The 17,640-nt window shown below is 60.1% G+C and carries 13 protein-coding genes and 1 pseudogene; 3 read left to right on the forward strand and 11 right to left on the reverse strand.

From position 1 onward, the window contains the following. Window positions 1-21: 21 nt before the first annotated feature. The 5 genes from cyoE to cyoA are packed head-to-tail and all read right to left on the reverse strand — an operon-like array spanning window position 22 to window position 4,855. Window positions 22-909: a heme o synthase gene (cyoE, locus tag A7D21_RS28620; protein ID WP_053257914.1), complete on the reverse strand. Its 888-nt coding sequence runs from the start codon at window positions 907-909 to the stop codon at window positions 22-24. Between the two features lie 11 nt (window positions 910-920). Continuing rightward, entirely contained in the window at window positions 921-1,262 is a 342-nt protein-coding gene (gene cyoD, locus A7D21_RS28625; protein ID WP_010206434.1) for a cytochrome o ubiquinol oxidase subunit IV, read from the reverse strand. Further along, window positions 1,262-1,888, reverse strand: coding sequence for a cytochrome o ubiquinol oxidase subunit III (locus tag A7D21_RS28630; protein ID WP_010206435.1), 627 nt, complete (start codon window positions 1,886-1,888; stop codon window positions 1,262-1,264). The genes cyoD and A7D21_RS28630 overlap by 1 nt, the downstream gene beginning before the upstream one ends. Before the next feature lie 3 nt (window positions 1,889-1,891). After that, the gene (cyoB, locus tag A7D21_RS28635) at window positions 1,892-3,910 is read right to left on the reverse strand and encodes a cytochrome o ubiquinol oxidase subunit I (RefSeq protein WP_053257915.1); all 2,019 of its coding nucleotides are present in this window, start codon (window positions 3,908-3,910) and stop codon (window positions 1,892-1,894) included. Window positions 3,911-3,913: 3 nt separating this feature from the next. Further along, entirely contained in the window at window positions 3,914-4,855 is a 942-nt protein-coding gene (cyoA, locus tag A7D21_RS28640) for a ubiquinol oxidase subunit II (RefSeq protein WP_053257916.1), read from the reverse strand. 27 nt (window positions 4,856-4,882) lie between these two features. Here cyoA and A7D21_RS36710 point away from each other — a divergent pair. Next, window positions 4,883-5,173, forward strand: a pseudogene (locus A7D21_RS36710) (hypothetical protein). 474 nt (window positions 5,174-5,647) lie between these two features. Here the strand turns inward: A7D21_RS36710 and A7D21_RS28645 are convergent. Together A7D21_RS28645 and hmpA are read right to left on the reverse strand one after the other, a co-directional pair. Then, complete coding sequence (locus A7D21_RS28645; protein WP_053257917.1) at window positions 5,648-6,154, reverse strand: disulfide bond formation protein B; 507 nt, start codon at window positions 6,152-6,154, stop codon at window positions 5,648-5,650. A gap of 232 nt (window positions 6,155-6,386) precedes the next feature. Further along, the gene (gene hmpA, locus A7D21_RS28650) at window positions 6,387-7,568 is read right to left on the reverse strand and encodes an NO-inducible flavohemoprotein (protein ID WP_053257918.1); all 1,182 of its coding nucleotides are present in this window, start codon (window positions 7,566-7,568) and stop codon (window positions 6,387-6,389) included. A gap of 147 nt (window positions 7,569-7,715) precedes the next feature. On the opposite strand from hmpA, the gene norR reads away from it, so the two are divergent. Further along, window positions 7,716-9,263 carry a nitric oxide reductase transcriptional regulator NorR gene (gene norR / locus A7D21_RS28655; RefSeq protein WP_053257919.1) on the forward strand — a complete coding sequence of 516 codons (1,548 nt, stop codon included), beginning with the start codon at window positions 7,716-7,718 and terminating at the stop codon, window positions 9,261-9,263. 129 nt (window positions 9,264-9,392) lie between these two features. On the opposite strand, the gene A7D21_RS28660 is transcribed toward norR, so the two are convergent. After that, a complete protein-coding gene (locus A7D21_RS28660; protein ID WP_069553267.1) occupies window positions 9,393-10,295 on the reverse strand; it encodes a DMT family transporter in 903 nt (300 codons plus the stop codon). Between the two features lie 138 nt (window positions 10,296-10,433). On the opposite strand from A7D21_RS28660, the gene A7D21_RS28665 reads away from it, so the two are divergent. After that, window positions 10,434-11,312: a helix-turn-helix domain-containing protein gene (locus A7D21_RS28665; RefSeq protein WP_069553268.1), complete on the forward strand. Its 879-nt coding sequence runs from the start codon at window positions 10,434-10,436 to the stop codon at window positions 11,310-11,312. A gap of 4 nt (window positions 11,313-11,316) precedes the next feature. Here A7D21_RS28665 and A7D21_RS28670 read toward each other — a convergent pair whose 3' ends face one another. The 3 genes from A7D21_RS28670 to A7D21_RS28680 all read right to left on the reverse strand — a co-directional run bounded on the left by A7D21_RS28670 (window position 11,317) and on the right by A7D21_RS28680 (window position 17,218). Continuing rightward, window positions 11,317-13,815 carry a LuxR C-terminal-related transcriptional regulator gene (locus A7D21_RS28670; protein WP_069553269.1) on the reverse strand — a complete coding sequence of 833 codons (2,499 nt, stop codon included), beginning with the start codon at window positions 13,813-13,815 and terminating at the stop codon, window positions 11,317-11,319. A 227-nt stretch (window positions 13,816-14,042) separates the two neighbouring features. Next, on the reverse strand, window positions 14,043-15,401 hold the full coding sequence (locus tag A7D21_RS28675) for a DUF1329 domain-containing protein (protein ID WP_069553270.1): 1,359 nt from the start codon (window positions 15,399-15,401) through the stop codon (window positions 14,043-14,045). Window positions 15,402-15,427: 26 nt separating this feature from the next. Beyond that, window positions 15,428-17,218 (reverse strand): DUF1302 domain-containing protein, encoded by a 1,791-nt coding sequence (locus A7D21_RS28680; protein ID WP_069553271.1) that lies wholly within the window; start codon window positions 17,216-17,218, stop codon window positions 15,428-15,430. Window positions 17,219-17,640 lie beyond the last annotated feature (422 nt).

Genomic DNA, 17,640 nt, shown 5'->3' on the forward strand with positions numbered 1-17,640 from the left:
GGTTTTTTAATGCATGAACGATCAGTGAGCGTAGGTCAGCAACAGCTCTTTCGGTACTTGGAAATCCAGGGACATCATCACGCTGAGCGCGGTGATGGTGAAGATCGAGAACACGAACAGTTTGCGCGCCCAGACAGTGTCATCCACTGCCTTGTAGCCGGTCCAGGCCATGTACAACCAGTACATGCCCATGGCGGCGGCGACGGCGAGGTAGCTCATGCCGGCGTAGCCACTGAAGGTCAACATCAAGGTCGCCACGAGGAAGGCCAGGATGTAGAGCAGGATGTGTTTCTTGGCGACCTCGATGCCACGCTTGACCGGCAGAACCGGAATCGAAGCAGCCAGGTAGTCATTGAAGCGGAAGATCGCGATGGCATAGGAATGCGGCATCTGCCACAGGCTGAACATCACCAGCAGCACCAGCGCGGCCATGTCGAAGCTATTGGTCACAGCCACATAACCAATCACCGGCGGCATCGCCCCCGACAGACTGCCCACCAGCGTGCCGTGAACCGACTTGCGCTTGAGGTACAGGCTGTAAAGGCCGACGTAGATAACAAAACCGATCACGGCAAACAGCGCCGCCAACGGGTTGGCCACCTTGTACAACAGTGCCACACCGGCAACACCCAGGACGGTCGCGTAGATCAGTGCCAGCTTCAGGGAGATGAGGCCCTGGACCAGCACACGATTCTTGGTGCGCTCCATCTTGATGTCGATGTCGCGGTCGATGCAGTTGTTGAACACACAACCGGAAGCTACCACCAGGGACGTACCGATCATTGCAGCCAGGAAGATGGCCAGATCGACATGTCCCTTGGAGGCCAGGAAGAAACCGCCTGCCACAGAAAGCACGTTACCGAAAATGATCCCCGGTTTGGTGATTTGGATAAAGTGCTTAAGCGACATCGGGTCTTACCTCACTTCGCCATCATGAACGTATGGATGCTGAACATGATCCATATCGACAGGCCAACCAGCAGCAGGATCACAAGACCTGCGAACACGAATGCAATCACGTTATCGCGCTGCTCTTTGGAGCGGTCCAGGTGCAGGAAGTACACCAGGTGAACCAGCACCTGAATCACCGCGAACGCCAGGACGATCATCAAGGTGATCGACTTCGGCAAGGTTGGGTACATCACCAGGCCGAATGGGATCAGGGTCAGGATTACCGACAGGATGAAGCCGATAGCGTAAGACTTTACGCTGCCGTGGCTCGCATCATGGCTGTCATGGTCATGGGAGTGTGCATTAGCCATTACAGGGTCCCCATCAAGTAGACGACGGTGAATACGCAGATCCAGACCACGTCCAGGAAGTGCCAGAACAGGCTCAGGCAGCTCAGGCGAGTCTTGTTGGTGTTGGTCAGGCCGTGTTTATTGACCTGATACATCATCACCGCCATCCACAGCAGGCCGGCAGTTACGTGCAGACCGTGGGTGCCTACCAGCGTGAAGAACGCGGACAGGAAGCCGGAACGGTGCGGGCCGTAGCCTTCGGAGATCAGCAGGTGGAACTCGTTGATCTCCATGCCGATGAAGCCCAGGCCGAACAGGAAGGTCAGTGCCAACCAGCTCAGTACGCCTTTCTTGTTGCCCTTGTAGAAGGCCAACATGGCGAAGCCGTAGGTGATCGAACTGAACAACAGCAAGGCGGTTTCGCCGAGCACGTAAGGCAGTTCGAAGATGTCGTGGCCCGACGGGCCACCCGCTACGTTGTTTACCAGTACCGCGTACACCGCGAAGATCGACGCAAACAAGATGCAGTCGGTCATCAGGTAGAGCCAGAAACCGAATACGGTCATTGGCCCCGAGTCGTGGTGATGGTCATCGTGCCCATGGTCATCGACATGGGCGTGTCCAGCATTGGTCACTAAGTTCGACATGGTTTAAGCCTGTTCCAACGAGGTTTCTACACGGTTGGCCGGGATTTTCTTCTCGGCTACCAGGCGAGCGTGTTGCTCGGCTTCGATGCGCTCGATCGTTTCGACCGGCACCATGTAGCCTTGATCATCACGGGCAGCGTGAATGATGAAGTAACCGATAGTGCCAACCAGGCCCACGATTGCCAGCCACCAGATGTGCCAGATCATCGCGAAACCGAACACGGTCAACAGCGCGCCCATCACCACGCCAGTGGCGGTGTTGTTCGGCATGTGGATCGGCTCGTAGTGCTTGGGTTGCTGGTACGCAGTACCGTCTTCCTTCGCTTCGGTGAACGCATCGATCGTGTTCGCAGTAGGAATCACAGCGAAGTTGTAGAACGGCGGTGGCGACGAAGTCGACCATTCCAGGGTGTGGCCATTCCATGGGTCGCCGGATTCGCAAGCGTTCTGCTTACGGTCACGGATACTCACGTACAGCTGGATCAACTGGCAGGCGATACCGGCAGCGATCATCAACGCACCGAACATGGCAACGTACAGGTACGGCACCCACTCAGGGTTGGTCGTAGCGTTCAGACGACGGGTCATGCCCATGAAGCCCAGTGCATAGAGCGGCATGAACGCGACGAAGAAGCCCGAGATCCAGAACCAGAATGCAGCCTTGCCCCAGCCTTCGTGCAGCTTGAAGCCGAACGCTTTCGGGAAGTAGAAGCTGAAACCAGCGATGTAACCGAATACCGCACCACCGATGATCACGTTGTGGAAGTGAGCGATCACGAACAGGCTGTTGTGCAGGACGAAGTCAGCACCCGGAATGGCCAGCAGTACGCCAGTCATGCCGCCGATAGCGAAGGTCACCATGAAGCCCAGGGTCCACAGAACCTGGCTGGTGATACGCAGACGGCCGTGGTAGATGGTGAACAGCCAGTTGAATAGCTTCACCCCCGTCGGGATGGAAATCAGCATCGTCGCCAGGCCGAAGAAGGCGTTGACGCTTGCCCCCGAGCCCATGGTGAAGAAGTGGTGCAGCCAAACCATGAAGCCCAGTACGGAGATCGCGCCGGAGGCGTAGACCATCGAGTGGTGACCGAACAGGCGCTTGCCGGTAAAGGTCGAGATCACTTCAGAGAAGATACCGAACGCTGGCAGGATCAGGATGTACACCTCAGGGTGACCCCATGCCCAGAACAGGTTCACGTACATCATTGGATTGCCACCAAGTTCGTTGGTGAAAATGTGGAAATCCAGGTAACGGTCAAGCGACAGCAGCGCCATGGTAGCGGCCAGGATCGGGAACGAAGCCACGATCAGGACGTTGGCCCAGGTGCAGGTCCAGGTGAAGATCGGCATGTCCATCAGTTTCATGCCAGGGGCGCGCATTTTCAGGACGGTGGCCAGGAAGTTGACCCCCGTCAGTGTCGTCCCGAGTCCTGATAACTGTAGCGCCCAGATGTAGTAGTCCACACCCACGCCAGGGCTGTACTGGATACCCGACAACGGCGGATACGCAACCCAACCGGTCTTGGCGAATTCGCCGACGCCCAGGGACAGGTTGATCAGCACCACGCCGGACACCAGCAGCCAGAAGCTCAGGGAGTTCAGGAACGGGTAGGCAACGTCACGCGCACCGATCTGCAGCGGCAAGGCAAGGTTCATCAAGCCGGTGAAGAATGGCATCGCCATGAAGATGATCATGATCACACCGTGAGCGGTGAAGATCTGGTCATAGTGTTCAGGCGGCAGGTAGCCAGGCGAACCCTCGGTGGCCATGGCCAACTGGGTACGCATCATGATGGCGTCGGCAAAACCACGCAGCAGCATGACCATGGCAACGATGACGTACATGACACCGATTTTCTTGTGGTCGACAGACGTCAACCACTCGGTCCACAGGTAGGTCCATTTCTTGAAATACGTGATTGCAGCAAACAGTGCCAGACCACCCAGCGCGATCATGGCGATGGTCACCATCACGATCGGCTCGTGGAACGGGACCGCATCCCAACTTAATTTACCAAACATCGTTTACTCCTCTGCCCCAGCAGTTGAATGCGAGCCCGTGTCAGAACCTTCAACCACGGCCACTTCTTTCTTCTCGTGCTTGACCGGCTTGCCTGGCTTCATACCTTCGTACTTGTCGACGATTTTCTGAAACAGGTCCGGCGTGTACGCAGAGTACAGAGTGGCGGGGTTGTTCTGGCTTGGTTTGGCAAGGGCATCGTATTCAGCTTGATCAAGCTGTTTAGGTGCGGCCTTGACTTTGGCTACCCAGGCGTCGAAATCTTCCTGGCTCGTCGAGATCGCTTTGAATTTCATGCCGGTGAAGCCAGCGCCGCTGTAGTTAGCGGAGATGCCTTCCATTTCAGCTTTCTGGTTGGCGATCAGGTGCAGCTTGGTCTGCATGCCTGCCATTGCGTAGATCTGGCCGCCCAGAGCGGGGATGAAGAACGAGTTCATCACGGCGTCGGAGGTGATCTTGAAGTTCAGCGGAGTGTGCTCCGGGAACTGGATTTCGTTAACCGTCGCGATACCCAGGTCCGGGTAGATGAACAGCCACTTCCAGTCCAGCGCGACCACTTCGATGTTGATCGGTTTGACGTCGGATTCCAGCGGACGGTACGGGTCCAGTGCGTGGGTGGACTTGTAGGTCACATAGCCCAGGGCAATGATGATGAGGATCGGCACCAGCCACACTGCGACTTCGATCTTGGTGGAGTGCGACCACTTCGGCGCGTAGGTCGCGCTGGTGTTCGACGCGCGGTATTTCCAGGCGAAGGCGAAGGTCATGATGATCACGGGGACCACGACCAGCAGCATCAGCAGGGTGGCGGTGATGATCAGGTTTCGTTCATCCAGACCGACCTGTCCTTTTGGGTCGAGCAAGGTCCACTTGCAGCCTCCCAGCATTAACATCATGCCAAGCAGCGGCAAAAAGCCTAGTAATCGGGGGTACCTGTTTTTACTCATCTCACGACCTCTAAAGCAGCTTGCGCAATGCAGTTGGGTTTTGATCGCCAACACTTCACCCTGCCAAGGGTTGGCATTTCTCTTCGATTGAATAAGAGCCTGCCCGGTACGCCATAAATGGACGTGTCACGGACCTGCGGTGAGTTCTTATTCGATTTCGTGGTTAAAGGCCTTGTTACAGACCAATTCCATTTGGTGCGGAAAGTTGAAAGGCTGCCGGAACCTGGGGTCGCACAGAGCCATCCATCTGCCCCTCGACCGCTCCAATGCTCAAAGATTGAACAGCACCGGACATTCAGTGCGGGCGATTGTAGTTAGCTAGCGATGTATAAACCATGTCTTATAAAGAAATAATTTTTATCGATTCCAGCAACAATCCTTCACCATTCCTGCAAAGGTTCGCGATCTTATCGTGTTCGATTCCCCACAAAAACCACAAAAATTGCCGTGTTATTCAGCACAGCCACTCAACCCTTACACGCTGTAAGGGCATGCAAAACGCATCCAAGTCCCCATAAAACAAGGCATTCGGACATCACCGAAGCGCTGGAACCACGCGGCGCTCGCGGCGTCATTCAAACCACGAACTGACAGCACAATTTGGCTTCCTGGCGCAAATTTATGCGAAGGTCCGGCACAGCAGAAACGTCCTGCGGCAGCTTCCGTGTGACAACATGTCGCACACTGCGCGCACCTCAAGTTGCTGCGCGTCACAGCACTTTCACAAATCCCTACGAACAAAAACGCCCCGGCCTTCCTTTAAGGAAGAGCGGGGCGTTTCAGTGAACAGACTCAGGCGTTGGGTCGGCGATTCCGGTAAATGCCCAACGGCACCAGGATCACCGTCAGCACGAACGCCACCAGTGCCCATTGCGCCAGGGACAGGCCGAGGATCGGCGGGTAAGGCGTGCTGCAGAAGCCATCAACCTGGAAGCCCAGCGGGAACACCTTGGCCAGCGGCAGGTCATCAACAATCGGCTGCAGCACATCGATGCCGCAGCTGACTTGCGGGAAGAACTGGGTGTACACATGGTGGCCGGCCGCAGCGACGCCGCCCAGCGCACTGAGTACCACCAACCCTTCAAACAGCGTGACCGCGCCCTTGCGGCGCATGGCGGCGCCGATGAACGCAAATATCGCAATCAACAACAAGGCGTAGCGCTGCAGGATGCACAGCGGGCACGGCGCCTCGCCCAACACGACTTGCATGTACAGCGCGCCGCCGATCAGCGCCAGGCAGATGATGCCCAGCAACACCAGAAAGCGCCGCTCCCTGCCTATACGCAATTCGTCACTCATCCCCGTTTCCCTTACCTGATTATGGTTAATGCCAGATGGCCGCAAGTTTACACACAGGGGATGGTTAAAACAGAAGGGGGTTAACAGCAGATTAATCAGCGGCAAATGGAGGAGCAATGTGCGAGCGGGCTTGCTCGCGAAGGCGGCGTGTCAGTCGACATGTTAAGTGACTGATCCAGGGCTTTCGCGAGCAAGCCCGCGCCCACAATTGGGCAGCGTCGTTTCCGGACAATTATTCCAGCGCCGCAGCCGGGCCGAAGAACTCGTAGCGCGCCTGCTGCTCGGGAACGCCCAAAGCCTTGAGGTGGCGCTTGATCGCCGCCATGAAGCCTTTAGGGCCAAGGAAGTAGGCGTCCAGGTCGCGCTGCTCGGGCAACCATGCCGCCAGTTGCGCTTGGCTCAGCAGGCCGACCTTGTCCGCCGCCGGGCTTACGCCGTCGTCCTCGGCATAACAGTAAAAGCGTTTGAGTTGCGGATGCTTGGCCGCCAGGGCGTCCACCCAGTCACGGAACGCATGCACCCCGCCGTTACGCGCGCAGTGGATAAAGTGCACCGGGCGCTCAGTGGCCAACGCCGCTTCGAGCATTGGCAGCGTCGGGGTGATGCCCACGCCACCGCTGATCAACACCAGCGGTTTATCGTTGGCCACCAAGGTGAACTCACCCGACGGCGGGAACAGCTCAACGGTCGCGCCAACCAGCAACTGGTCATGCAGGAAGTTGGACACCCGCCCACCGGCCTCGCGTTTGACGCTGATGCGGTAAAGGCCCGCGTCGCTCAAGGCTGACAGGGAGTAATTACGGCGCACTTCTTCGCCGTCGACCGTCAGCTTAATGCCAATGTACTGGCCCGGCGCAGCGGCCAGGATCGGACCGTTGTCCACGGGGGCAAAATAGAACGAGGTAATCTCATCGCTTTCCTCCACCCGCTTGACCAGCAGGAACGGCCGCGCACCGCGCCAGCCGCCCGGGGCCTGAGCTTTTTCGTCGTAGATGGCCGCTTCGGCGCCAATCAGGATGTCGGCCAACTGGCCGTAGGCGGCGCCCCAGGCGCTCAGCACCTCAGGCGTGGCAATCTCGCTGCCGAGCACTTCGTAGATGGCGCGCAACAGGCAGGTGCCCACGATCGGGTAATGCTCCGGGAGGATCTGCAAAGCCACGTGTTTGTTGATGATCTTGGCAACCAGATCGCCCAGTTGGTCCAACTGGTCGATATGCCGCGCGTACATCAGCACGCCGTTGGCCAACGCGCGGGGTTGGTCGCCACTGGCCTGATTGGCCTGGTTGAACAGCGGGCGAACCTGCGGGTATTCGCTGAGCATCATGCGATAGAAATGCGTGATCAGCGCTTCGCCACCGCTTTCCAACAAGGGCACAGTGGATTTGACGATGGCACGGTCTTGGGCACTAAGCATGGCAGACTCCTGGGTCTTCTTACTGAATGCCTGTACTTACTCAGTATTCATGCCAACTTATTATTCGTTAATTTTCAATTAGTTAAATATTAAGTAGTCAATATGACCCGCAACACAATATAGTCATAAGGACTACAAGGAGTCATTATGACTGCACAATCGCTGCTCACCACCCTGCTGCCGCTGGTCGCCGACCTTTCTCGCGAATTGTCCGAAGGCGAGCGCTATCGGCGCCTGCTGCACGCCATGCGCGCCCTGCTGCCGTGCGACGCCGCGGCGTTGTTGCGCCTGGATGGTGAGTGGCTGGTGCCTCTGGCGGTGGATGGGTTGAGCGCCGACACCCTTGGTCGACGCTTCAAGGTCAGCGAACACCCACGCTTCGCCGTGCTGCTGAGCAGCCCCGGGCCTACCCGTTTCGACAGCGACAGCGAACTGCCCGACCCCTACGACGGTTTGGTCGAGGGCCTGCACGGCGACCTGCACGTGCACGATTGCATGGGCTGCCCACTGTTTATCGACGACAAACCCTGGGGCCTGCTGACCCTCGACGCGCTGGACACCGAGCGCTTCGAGCGTGTTGAACTGGATGCCTTGCAAGCCTTCGCCAGCCTGGCGGCGGCCACGGTCACCGTTGCCGAACGTATCGAGCGTCTGGCGTTACGCGCCGACGATGAGCATCAGCGCGCCGAGATCTACCGCCAGGCCAGCGGCCAGCAGCACAAGGAAATGATCGGCCAGAGCAAGGCGCACAAGCGCCTGGTCGAGGAAATCAAACTGGTCGGCGGCAGTGACCTGACCGTGCTGATCACCGGCGAAACCGGCGTAGGCAAAGAGCTGGTGGCCCAAGCGATTCACGCCGCGTCGCCGCGTGCAGATAAGCCGATGATCAGCCTCAACTGCGCCGCCCTGCCGGAAACCCTGGTGGAGAGCGAACTGTTTGGCCATGTGCGTGGCGCCTTTACCGGCGCACTGAACGAGCGTCGCGGCAAGTTCGAGCTGGCCAACGGCGGCACCTTGTTTCTGGATGAAGTCGGCGAGTTGTCGCTGACCGTACAGGCCAAACTGCTGCGTGTACTGCAAAGCGGCCAGTTACAGCGCCTCGGCTCGGACAAGGAGCATCAGGTGGATGTGCGCCTGATCGCCGCCACCAACCGCGACCTCGCCGAGGAAGTGCGCAATGGTCGCTACCGTGCCGACTTCTATCACCGCCTGAGCGTGTACCCGCTGCAAGTGCCGGCGCTGCGTGAACGTGGGCGCGACGTGCTGCTGCTGACCGGGTTCTTCCTGGAACAGAACCGCTCACGTATGGGCTTGGGCAGCCTGCGCCTGAGCAGCGATGCCCAGGCGGCATTGTTGGCCTATAACTGGCCGGGCAACGTGCGGGAGTTGGAACATTTGATCGGCCGCAGCGCACTCAAGGCCCTGGGTAACTGCCACGAACGTCCGAAGATTCTGAGCTTGAATGCGCAAGACCTCGACCTGCCTGACGTCAGCGCGCCGCCGGTGATCGAAGCCCAGGCCGATGCGGTCCCGGTTGTCGCCGGCGACCTGCGCCAGGCCACCGAACATTACCAACGCCAGGTTATCAGCGCCTGCCTGGAGCGCCACCAGCACAACTGGGCCAGCGCCGCCCGCGAACTCGGCCTGGACCGCGCCAACCTGGGCCGCATGGCCAAGCGCCTGGGCCTCAAATAAACCAACGGGCTTGGTAAGCGGCGGTAGACACCTCGGTCCATGTGGGAGCGGGCTTGCTCGCGAATGCGGCGTGTCAGGCAACAACTCTGGCACTGAAACACCGCTTTCGCGAGCAAGCCCCCTCCCACATTAGATTGCCTTCGCTTTGTAGACAGGACTCACAGGCTTGGGCTTACGAAACACCAGCACATTCCCCAACATCACCAGCACCAACCCCATCAGCGCCGGGGCCGTCCACTGATAACCCTCGGCGAACGCCGACACGTTCAGCGCCACCACCGGGAACAACACTGTGCAGTACGCAGCGCGCTCCGGCCCCATGCGGCCGACCAGCGTGAGGTAGGCGGTAAACCCAATCACCGACCCCGGAATCACCAAGTACCACAACGCGCCGACATAACGCGCACTCCAATCCATCTCGAACGGAATCCCGCGCACCGCGCAGTAGGTCGCGAGCATCGCCGAGCCATACGCCATGCCCCAGGCATTGGTGGTCAACGGTTTGAGCCCGGCTTTTTGCTGCAGGCTCGAGAGCATATTGCCTGCCGAGAAACACATCGTGCCCAACAAGGCCAACCCCAGGCCGAGCAACGTCTGTGGGCTGGCGGTGTGCCCGGCCAATTCCGGCCAGAACAAGAACCCCAGGCCCATCAACCCCAGCGCGCCGCCCAGCAACACGTTCCGCGCGACCCGCTGGCCAAAAAACACCCGCGCATTGAGCGCGTTCCACAGCGTGGCCGTGGAGAACACCACCGCCACCAGGCCGCTGGGAATCCACTGGCTGGCAGTGAGGAAGCACATGAAGTTGACGCAGAACAGGCACAGGCCTTGCGCCAGGCAGATCAGGTGCCCGCGGCGGTTCATCACCTGCAACTTACGACTCAGCAGTAACAGTGCAAACAACACCAACGCCGCCAGCCCAAAGCGGTAGACGATCGACACCGGAATCGCCACGACGCCCAATTGCCACTTGAGTGCAATCCAAGTGGTGCCCCAGATCAGCACGGTGAGTAAATACAGAAAAAGGTTCATAGCGGGCTCCGTCGATTGAGCCACAGTGTCACCCGCCAGGCCGGGAGCGCTCTTGCAGATTCTTGCGCTTTTGTTGGGCAGTGGGCTCACAGCGCCAGCGACGCGGAGTAGGATGCAAGGCGTCGGAGAGTACACACCATGCCTGATCTGGAATCCCTGCAAGTCTTTCAAGCCCTCAACCGCTCGCCCAACGCTCGCCTGGAAGCCTGCGCCGAGCTCGGTGACGGCTTGTCTGCGGCCTTGTGGAGCAACCATCACGACTCGCAGGACTACCAGGCGCCCAGCCATCACACCTTGTCCTGCTACATCGGCGGCGGCACCGGGACCTTTCGTCGCGACCAGCCGGGCACCAAGGGCGGCCCCGACAAGCTGTGTATTCTGCCGGCCGAACACCAGTCGGCCTGGGTGATCAACGGCGAAATTCGCCTGGCCCACGTGTATTTCAGCCCGGAACAGTTCGCCCTCGGCTGCGTCACCCTGCTCGACCGCGAACCGCGTGAACTGCAACTGCGCGAAAGCACTTTTCTCGAAGACGCAAGCCAGGCGCGGCGCTTTCACCAATTGATCGCCCTCAACTGGCACGAGCCCGCCGAGCGCCTGCTGACCAGCAGCCTGGCGCATGAAATGCTCAGCCACACCTTGCTCAGCCAGGTCGGTGCGCGTGATGGCCTGCGCCTCAAAGGCGGGTTGGCCGCGCATCAGCGGCGGCTGTTGGTGGACTACATCGATCACCACCTGGAGGACCCGATCAGCCTGGGGCAACTGGCCGGTCTCTGCGCACTGTCGGAATACCATTTCGCGCGGATGTTTCGCCAAAGCTTCGGCTTGCCGCCCCATCAATACCTGTTGTCACGACGGCTGGTTCGGGCACAGACCCTGTTGCGCAGTGGCGCCCTGCCCCTCGGTGACATTGCCTGGATGTGCGGTTTCTCCAGCGCCAGCCACTTCACCCATCGTTTTCGCCAAGCCATGGGCGCAACGCCCGGTGAATACCGCCAAGCGTTCTGCACCGCCTGAACCATCACCCCCTCATCAAGCCCAACGTCTTGGCTTTGGCCACCGCCTGGGTGCGCCGCTCCACGCCGAGTTTGCTGTGAATACGCCGCGCGTGGGTCTTGACGGTGTGCAGCGAAATAAACAGCCGATCGGCGATTTCCAGGTTGGAGTTGCCAAGGGCGATCAAATGCAGCACTTCCAGTTCGCGTTGACTCAAGGGGTTCTCCGCCACGCCGCCGGGCGACGCTTGCGTCTCCAACCCCAGCTCACTCAATAACCCAGGAGCGCGCAAGCGCAGTTCGCGAATGGCCTGTTGCACCTGACAACGCGCGGCCAGTTCCAAACCGGTTTGCAGGGCGTGGCGGGCCAGCGCCGCATCGCCCACGCGCCAGGCCACTTCGCCCAGCACGAGGTGCAATTCGGTTTCCAGGCACAGCATGCCGCGTTGCTGGGCGGTGTGCAGCAAGGCATTGAGCCGCACCATGGGTTGGTCGGCGCAGCCCAGCCGCACCTCGGCCAGCACCAGCAAATACTCCAGACGTGGAATCAATTCCAGCGTGGCCGGCGGTGCCTGTCGAGCCTGCGGCCCACGGAAGTGGCGCAACACCCGGCGCACCGCCTCCACGGTCAAGTCGGCGCGGCCCTGCTGTAACCAGAAGTGCCCACTGACCAACAGCAGCACTGCGCGATACACCGATTCCGGCACTTGGCGTTGCTGCATCAAGCGCTCGGCGTCGCGCAGTTGGATAAAGGCCTGGGCGTAATCGCCATGGTTGGCTGCCAGCAGTGCCAGGCCGAGAAACCCGTACAGCACGCGTTTGTCCTGGCTGTGCAGGCACATCGTCAACCCGGCGTCGAAACACTCGCTGGCGAGTGCGTCCTGCCCTTGGCGCAGCGCCAAATGCCCGCGCCGCAGGGCGATGCGCCCGACCAATGGCCCGGCCTTGAGCCGCTGCTGCAAGAGCATCGCCTGCACATTTTCCAGCAGGCTTTGCGCGCGATACGGGGCACCGCGTTGTTCCAACAATTGCGCGTGGTCCAGTTCCAGCAACGCCTCCAGTACCAACGAGCCGTGGGCCCGCGCCAGGCACAGGGCTTCGCGGTTCAGCGTTTGGCCCACGTCCAATTCACCGCGCAGCAAGGCTTGCTGGGTCAGGCCCGAGAGGCACATGACGCGCGACGTCCAGGCGTTATCGGGCAAGGCTTGCAAGGCTTCCAGAAAATGCTCGCGGGACCGCTCGGCATCGCCGCCCAGATGCAACAGCCAACCCCATTGCGCCTGCCAGCGGGCCAACAAATGCCGCTGTTGCGCTGCACTGGGTTGCGGGGCAAAGCGGGCAAGCTGGTCGATGCACACGCCCGCCTGGTCAAAACGCCCGGCAAACAGCAGCGCCGCCGTGACCAGCCCCACCAGCTGCGCAGAACCGAGCATCAAGTCATCGCCATGCTCTTCATGCAGGCGCAACAGCAGCAGCGCATTCTGCTGGCGGAACAGGTCTTCAAAACTGAAGTGCTGTAACAAACTCACCGCCACTTCGTACTCTTCGGCCAGCAAGGCCTGTTCAAACGCGGCTTGCCAGTCGCGCTCGGCGGTAAACCACTGGCAGGCACGCCGATGCCACGAGCGCTTGGCCGGCCAGGGCTCATTGCAGAGCAATCGCGCCAGCGGCGGGAACACGTGCAGCCAATCGGCGGTGTCTTCCCATGGCTGGATAAATGCACCGAGTGCCTGCAAATCCCGCAGGTACTGAGCGCCGTCGCCAGCACCGAACAGGTGCTCACACAAGTTCGGGTTGAAACGCGGCAGATGCGCCAGCACACGCCAGGCATCGGCCAGTTCGGCCGGCAAGGTACTGAAGAGCTCATGTTGCAGGTAGTCGAGCAAGGTCTTGTCCGGGTGCCCATCGCCCAGCAAGGCGATACGCACGCCCGCACACCAACCGGCACTGAACTGCATCACGCTGTCGACAGTCTGCCCGGGGCCCAGCAATTGCTGGACCTGCGCGGGGCTGAATGCCAACTCACTGCACTCCAGCAACGCGTCGTCGAGCAACAGCCGTGGCCAGTTGCACAGCGGCCGCCGTCGCGCGCCCAGCCACCAGGTCAGCGCCGGGCTGGCGACGTTGAGTAAACGATCGAGCAACGCGTCCAGCCCAGGCGCGGGCAGACGGCAGAAGTCATCGAGAAATACCCACGCCGCGTGCTGCCAGCGGCTGAGGTCGAGCAACAAAGTGGCTTCATCGACAAAGGGCAGCCCCAGGTTGTGCGCCAGGCGCTGACAAAATTCGTGGGGGCTGAGGACCGCGCCATTGAGCGGCAGCCAATAGACCTGGCAACCTTTCGGCGCCTGCAACGCACACTCTGCGAGCAACGCACTCTTGCCACTGCCGCCCGGCGCGCAAAGCAACTTGACCCTGACGGGCGCGGCGAGCAAAGGCTCGGCCAGGCGCGGGCGCAACAGATGGTGAGCGGACAGCCGTGGCATGAATCCAGGACGGTCCAGGCAGCGTGTCATGGCGGTCATTGCTGCATCCTGCGTTTTTATTGTTATGCAACCTGACGCCTACCGTAGTCCTGTGGTCGGCGGTTGTTGAAGAAGTATTCAGCGGGGTGATTAATGACCATGCACAAAAGCCAATGTGGGAGCGGGCTCGTTCGCGAATACGGCGTGTCAGTCATCGACTTCTGAGACCGATACACCGCCTTCGCGAACAAGCCCGCTCCCACCATTGAGCCCAATTCGACCCGGGATCAGCGCACGCCCGCAGACCTCAAAGCCGCCGGTGTGTAATCCGCCGCCTTGGCCGCAAAGCCGAACACGAAGCTGCTTTTCTCCTCATTCTTCATCCCCAGCGCGATGTAGCGCCCGGCGATGATGTCGTACAGGGTTTCCACGGTGTAGGCCGGCACCTGGTGGTCGTAATAGAACTGCGCATGGCCTTCGGCAACACGCCACAACTGGCCACGGCCGTCGTAGTGATCCACCAGCGCGACTTGCCAGCTGTCCTCGTCAATGTACATGTGGCGCTTGGCGTAGATGTGCCGCTCGCTTGGCTTGACGGTGCCGACCACTTCCCACACCCGGTGCAGCTCGTAACGGGTGAGGTCCTGGTTGATATGCCCGGCCTTGATGATGTCGTCGTACTTGAGGGCCGGTGAGTCGAGCTTGTAGCTGTTGTAGGGGATGTACATCTCTTTTTTGCCGACCAGTTTCCAGTCATAGCGGTCGGGGGCGCCGGAGAACATGTCGAAGTTGTCGGTGGTACGCAGGCCGTCGGAGGCCGTGCCCGGTCCGTCATAGGACACTTGCGGCGCGCGGCGCACACGGCGCTGGCCAGCGTTGTAGATCCAGGCCAGGCGCGGCTCTTTCACCTGGTCGAGGGTCTCGTGCACCAGCAGCACGTTGCCCGCCAACCGCGCCGGGGCGGTGACCGATTGCTTGAAGAAGCTCAACACGTTGGCGGCCTTGGCCGGGTCGATATCCGGGATGGCCTGAGGCACCGCCACTTCTTCTTCGAAGCGGATCGGCGTGTAGCTGCCGTTTGTCTGCGGGGTGGCCTGGGTGATGATGCGTTTCAGGTTGCCGCCGTGGTAACGGGTGATGTGGTTCCACAGCACTTCCACGCCATTCTTGGGAATCGGGAACGCGTAGTAGCGGTTGCCGGTGAAATTCTCCAGGCCGTTGCCGTCGTTGATCGCGTGCACATTCAGCGCGCTGCGCTTGATTGACTCATAGATGTCCGGCGGCAGGTTGACCGTGCGGTGCGTCGGGTACACCGGGATTTTGTAGGTCTCGGGGTAGCGCTTGAACATCGCCACCTGGCCGTCGGAGAGTTTGGCCTTGTACTTGTCCACCGTGGCGGCAGTAATCACGAACAGCGGTTTTTCATTGGCGAATGGGTCGGCGAGAAAGCCCTTGCTGTCGACTGCGCCGGCGTTTTTCGGGATGCCACCGGTCCAGGCCGGGATTGAGCCATCGGCGTTGCCGGCTTTTTCGGCGCCCACCGGCGTCAGGCTGGTGCCGAGCTTGGCGGCCTCTTCGGGCGACACGGCGGCCATGACGTGGGCCGCCAGCAAACTCAGGGCCATCACTGCAAATATCTTACGCATAGGTTCTTGTCCTTCCTTAAACCAAGTCAGAAGTTCACGCCGAAGCTGAGGGCGACAAAGTCGCGGTCGGTGAGGGTGTTGTAGTCACCGCCAAAAAAGTCGGTGTAGCTCAGGCTGGCGGTGTAGGTGTTGCGGTAGTCCGCATCCACGCCGACGCTGATCGCCTTGGCGCCTTCATTGAACAGGCCGTTGGGGCCATAGCCACTGACGTCCTGGGACCACGACAGGTTGGGCTTGAGGTTCACCCCGGCAAACACGTTGTTGTAGTCAAGGATTGCCCGGGCGCGATACCCCCAGGAGTTGGCCGTGACGAAACCATCGGTGTCGCCGCCGAAACCGTAGGCGCCGTACACCGAATCACGGCCGTAGCGCAGTTTGCTTTTGGCCTCCAGCCCGCCGACGTGCACAAACGCCGCCTCGCCCACCAGGGTCAGGCGTTCGGCGCCGAGTACCTGGTCGAAGAACTGGGTCATGGTGCTCTGGATCTGAGTGATTTCCTTGCGCCGGTAGCCGGAGTTATCCGAGCCGAACGAACTGCGGATCGGCGAGGCGGTTTGGCCGGCAATCGGGTTGACCAGCGCCAGGGTCAAGTCGGTGGTGTTGAGTTGCACCGGAGCATTCGGGCGGTAGCTGATTTCGCCGGTCCAGGCCGTGCCGGTAGGCAAGGTGGTGGAGAAACTCGCGCCGTACAGGCGAATGTCTTCCGGATAATCGAGGTAATACTGGCCACGGCCGAGCATCGTGCTCTGGGCCAGGCCCGAGCCGCTGCCGGGTGCGATGGCGTTGGCGGTCGCCGCGATACGCCCGATGGTGGCCAGGTTGGTGTTGGCGGTGATCGTGCCCACAGTAGGCGTGCGGCTGTGGTAATTCATGAAGTACAGGCCGTACTCGGTGTCATCGCCGAGCCAGCGCAACGCCGCGCCGAACTGGCCGCCATCGCGGGCTTCACGGTCCGAAGCACGTTGCACGACCACGCCTTCGCGCGTCACCTGGAAGCCTTGGCCGAACGCTGCGGCCACCGGTTGCAACGGCGCAATCGCCGGGCTGCCGACGGTGTAGTTGCCATTGCAGCCGTGGGCCACCACGTCGTTACCGAAGAATGTGCCGCAGTTATCCACCACGGTGTTTTCCCAGTTCAGCTGGTAGAAACCTTCCACCGACAGCTGGTTGGTGAGGCTCTGGGAGGCGAACAGCATGTTCACCGGAATCAGACCCTCCTTGATCTCGGCACCCGGACGACGGAAAGCCGACACGTCGATCGGGTTGATGCTGTTGATCGAGTTACCGATAAACGTACTCTCGCCCCAGCTCACCACCTGCTTGCCGACACGCACGTTGCCCGGCAAGTCGCCGATGGAATAGTTGTGATAGACGAACGCATCCAGCAGCTCGTAGCCCGAAGAGCGCGCGCCCTCGTCGCGATGGTTGTTGCTGATTTGCTTGAATTCGCGGTTTTCGTCCTGCAGTTCGAAGTCGTACCAGTATTTGCCGCGCACAAACACGCCGCTGTCGCCGTACTTGAGCTCCAGGTCGTGAATGCCCTTGAAAATCTTGGAGAAGGTTTCGCCCTTCTTGAAGTTCAGCCGCCCGTCATCCCCGGTAGACGCCTGCCCCGTTCCGCCATTGGGAATCCCCACCAGCTTTTTGTCGGCATCGCGCATGCCCCAACTGGCGCCGACCGACAGCGAGGAATCGAATTGCCCTTCGATTTCGCCAATGTTGAACGAAGCAGCCTGTGCCTGGGCGCAGCAGCCCAACGCAACCGCAGTGGCCAGCGCCTGTGGCGTGAAGATGGCGCGCATTGTTGTTTTTGTCATGCGTCTTCCCCGGTGAGTGACAGAAGGCCCCACCCTACTGCCGCTCGTCAGGAGCGATAAGCGCACCAAAGGGGTATTCGCACTGTCGCTCGAAAGGATTAGCAGAGGCTCTGGCCGGGGTTTGGACAGGGCTATGGATCAGGTGGATGGCGGGTTATCAGGAGGATGGATGGCCCGCCTGAAGACTATTGCAGATTGAGTAACAGTCCTTGTCATGAAGCGCTATTACTCATTTTGTTACAACCAACTATTCTTACCGGGCTTTCAGGGCAAACCGCCCGCTTCCAGCTTCGGGAGAAAAGTCGAACTTCAACGGATTGGCTAATGTATTCAATCTGTTACCTGTGTTCACTGACGTTGATTTATCGCTCCTTGATCCAACGTCTTACTTCGGCCGCTGCTGTTGCAGCGGCCTTTTTTAT

Source organism: Pseudomonas sp. AP19, assembly GCF_001728855.1.
Lineage (GTDB): Bacteria > Pseudomonadota > Gammaproteobacteria > Pseudomonadales > Pseudomonadaceae > Aquipseudomonas > Aquipseudomonas fluorescens.

What these genes read in the sequence shown, in the direction of transcription:
- cyoE (WP_053257914.1), bottom strand. Translation starts at nt 909, where the DNA reads ATGTCGCTTAAGCACTTTATCCAAATCACCAAACCGGGGATCATTTTC.
- cyoD (WP_010206434.1), bottom strand. Translation starts at nt 1,262, where the DNA reads ATGGCTAATGCACACTCCCATGACCATGACAGCCATGATGCGAGCCAC.
- A7D21_RS28630 (WP_010206435.1), bottom strand. Translation starts at nt 1,888, where the DNA reads ATGTCGAACTTAGTGACCAATGCTGGACACGCCCATGTCGATGACCAT.
- cyoB (WP_053257915.1), bottom strand. Translation starts at nt 3,910, where the DNA reads ATGTTTGGTAAATTAAGTTGGGATGCGGTCCCGTTCCACGAGCCGATC.
- cyoA (WP_053257916.1), bottom strand. Translation starts at nt 4,855, where the DNA reads ATGAGTAAAAACAGGTACCCCCGATTACTAGGCTTTTTGCCGCTGCTT.
- A7D21_RS28645 (WP_053257917.1), bottom strand. Translation starts at nt 6,154, where the DNA reads ATGAGTGACGAATTGCGTATAGGCAGGGAGCGGCGCTTTCTGGTGTTG.
- hmpA (WP_053257918.1), bottom strand. Translation starts at nt 7,568, where the DNA reads ATGCTTAGTGCCCAAGACCGTGCCATCGTCAAATCCACTGTGCCCTTG.
- norR (WP_053257919.1), top strand. Translation starts at nt 7,716, where the DNA reads ATGACTGCACAATCGCTGCTCACCACCCTGCTGCCGCTGGTCGCCGAC.
- A7D21_RS28660 (WP_069553267.1), bottom strand. Translation starts at nt 10,295, where the DNA reads ATGAACCTTTTTCTGTATTTACTCACCGTGCTGATCTGGGGCACCACT.
- A7D21_RS28665 (WP_069553268.1), top strand. Translation starts at nt 10,434, where the DNA reads ATGCCTGATCTGGAATCCCTGCAAGTCTTTCAAGCCCTCAACCGCTCG.
- A7D21_RS28670 (WP_069553269.1), bottom strand. Translation starts at nt 13,815, where the DNA reads ATGACCGCCATGACACGCTGCCTGGACCGTCCTGGATTCATGCCACGG.
- A7D21_RS28675 (WP_069553270.1), bottom strand. Translation starts at nt 15,401, where the DNA reads ATGCGTAAGATATTTGCAGTGATGGCCCTGAGTTTGCTGGCGGCCCAC.
- A7D21_RS28680 (WP_069553271.1), bottom strand. Translation starts at nt 17,218, where the DNA reads ATGACAAAAACAACAATGCGCGCCATCTTCACGCCACAGGCGCTGGCC.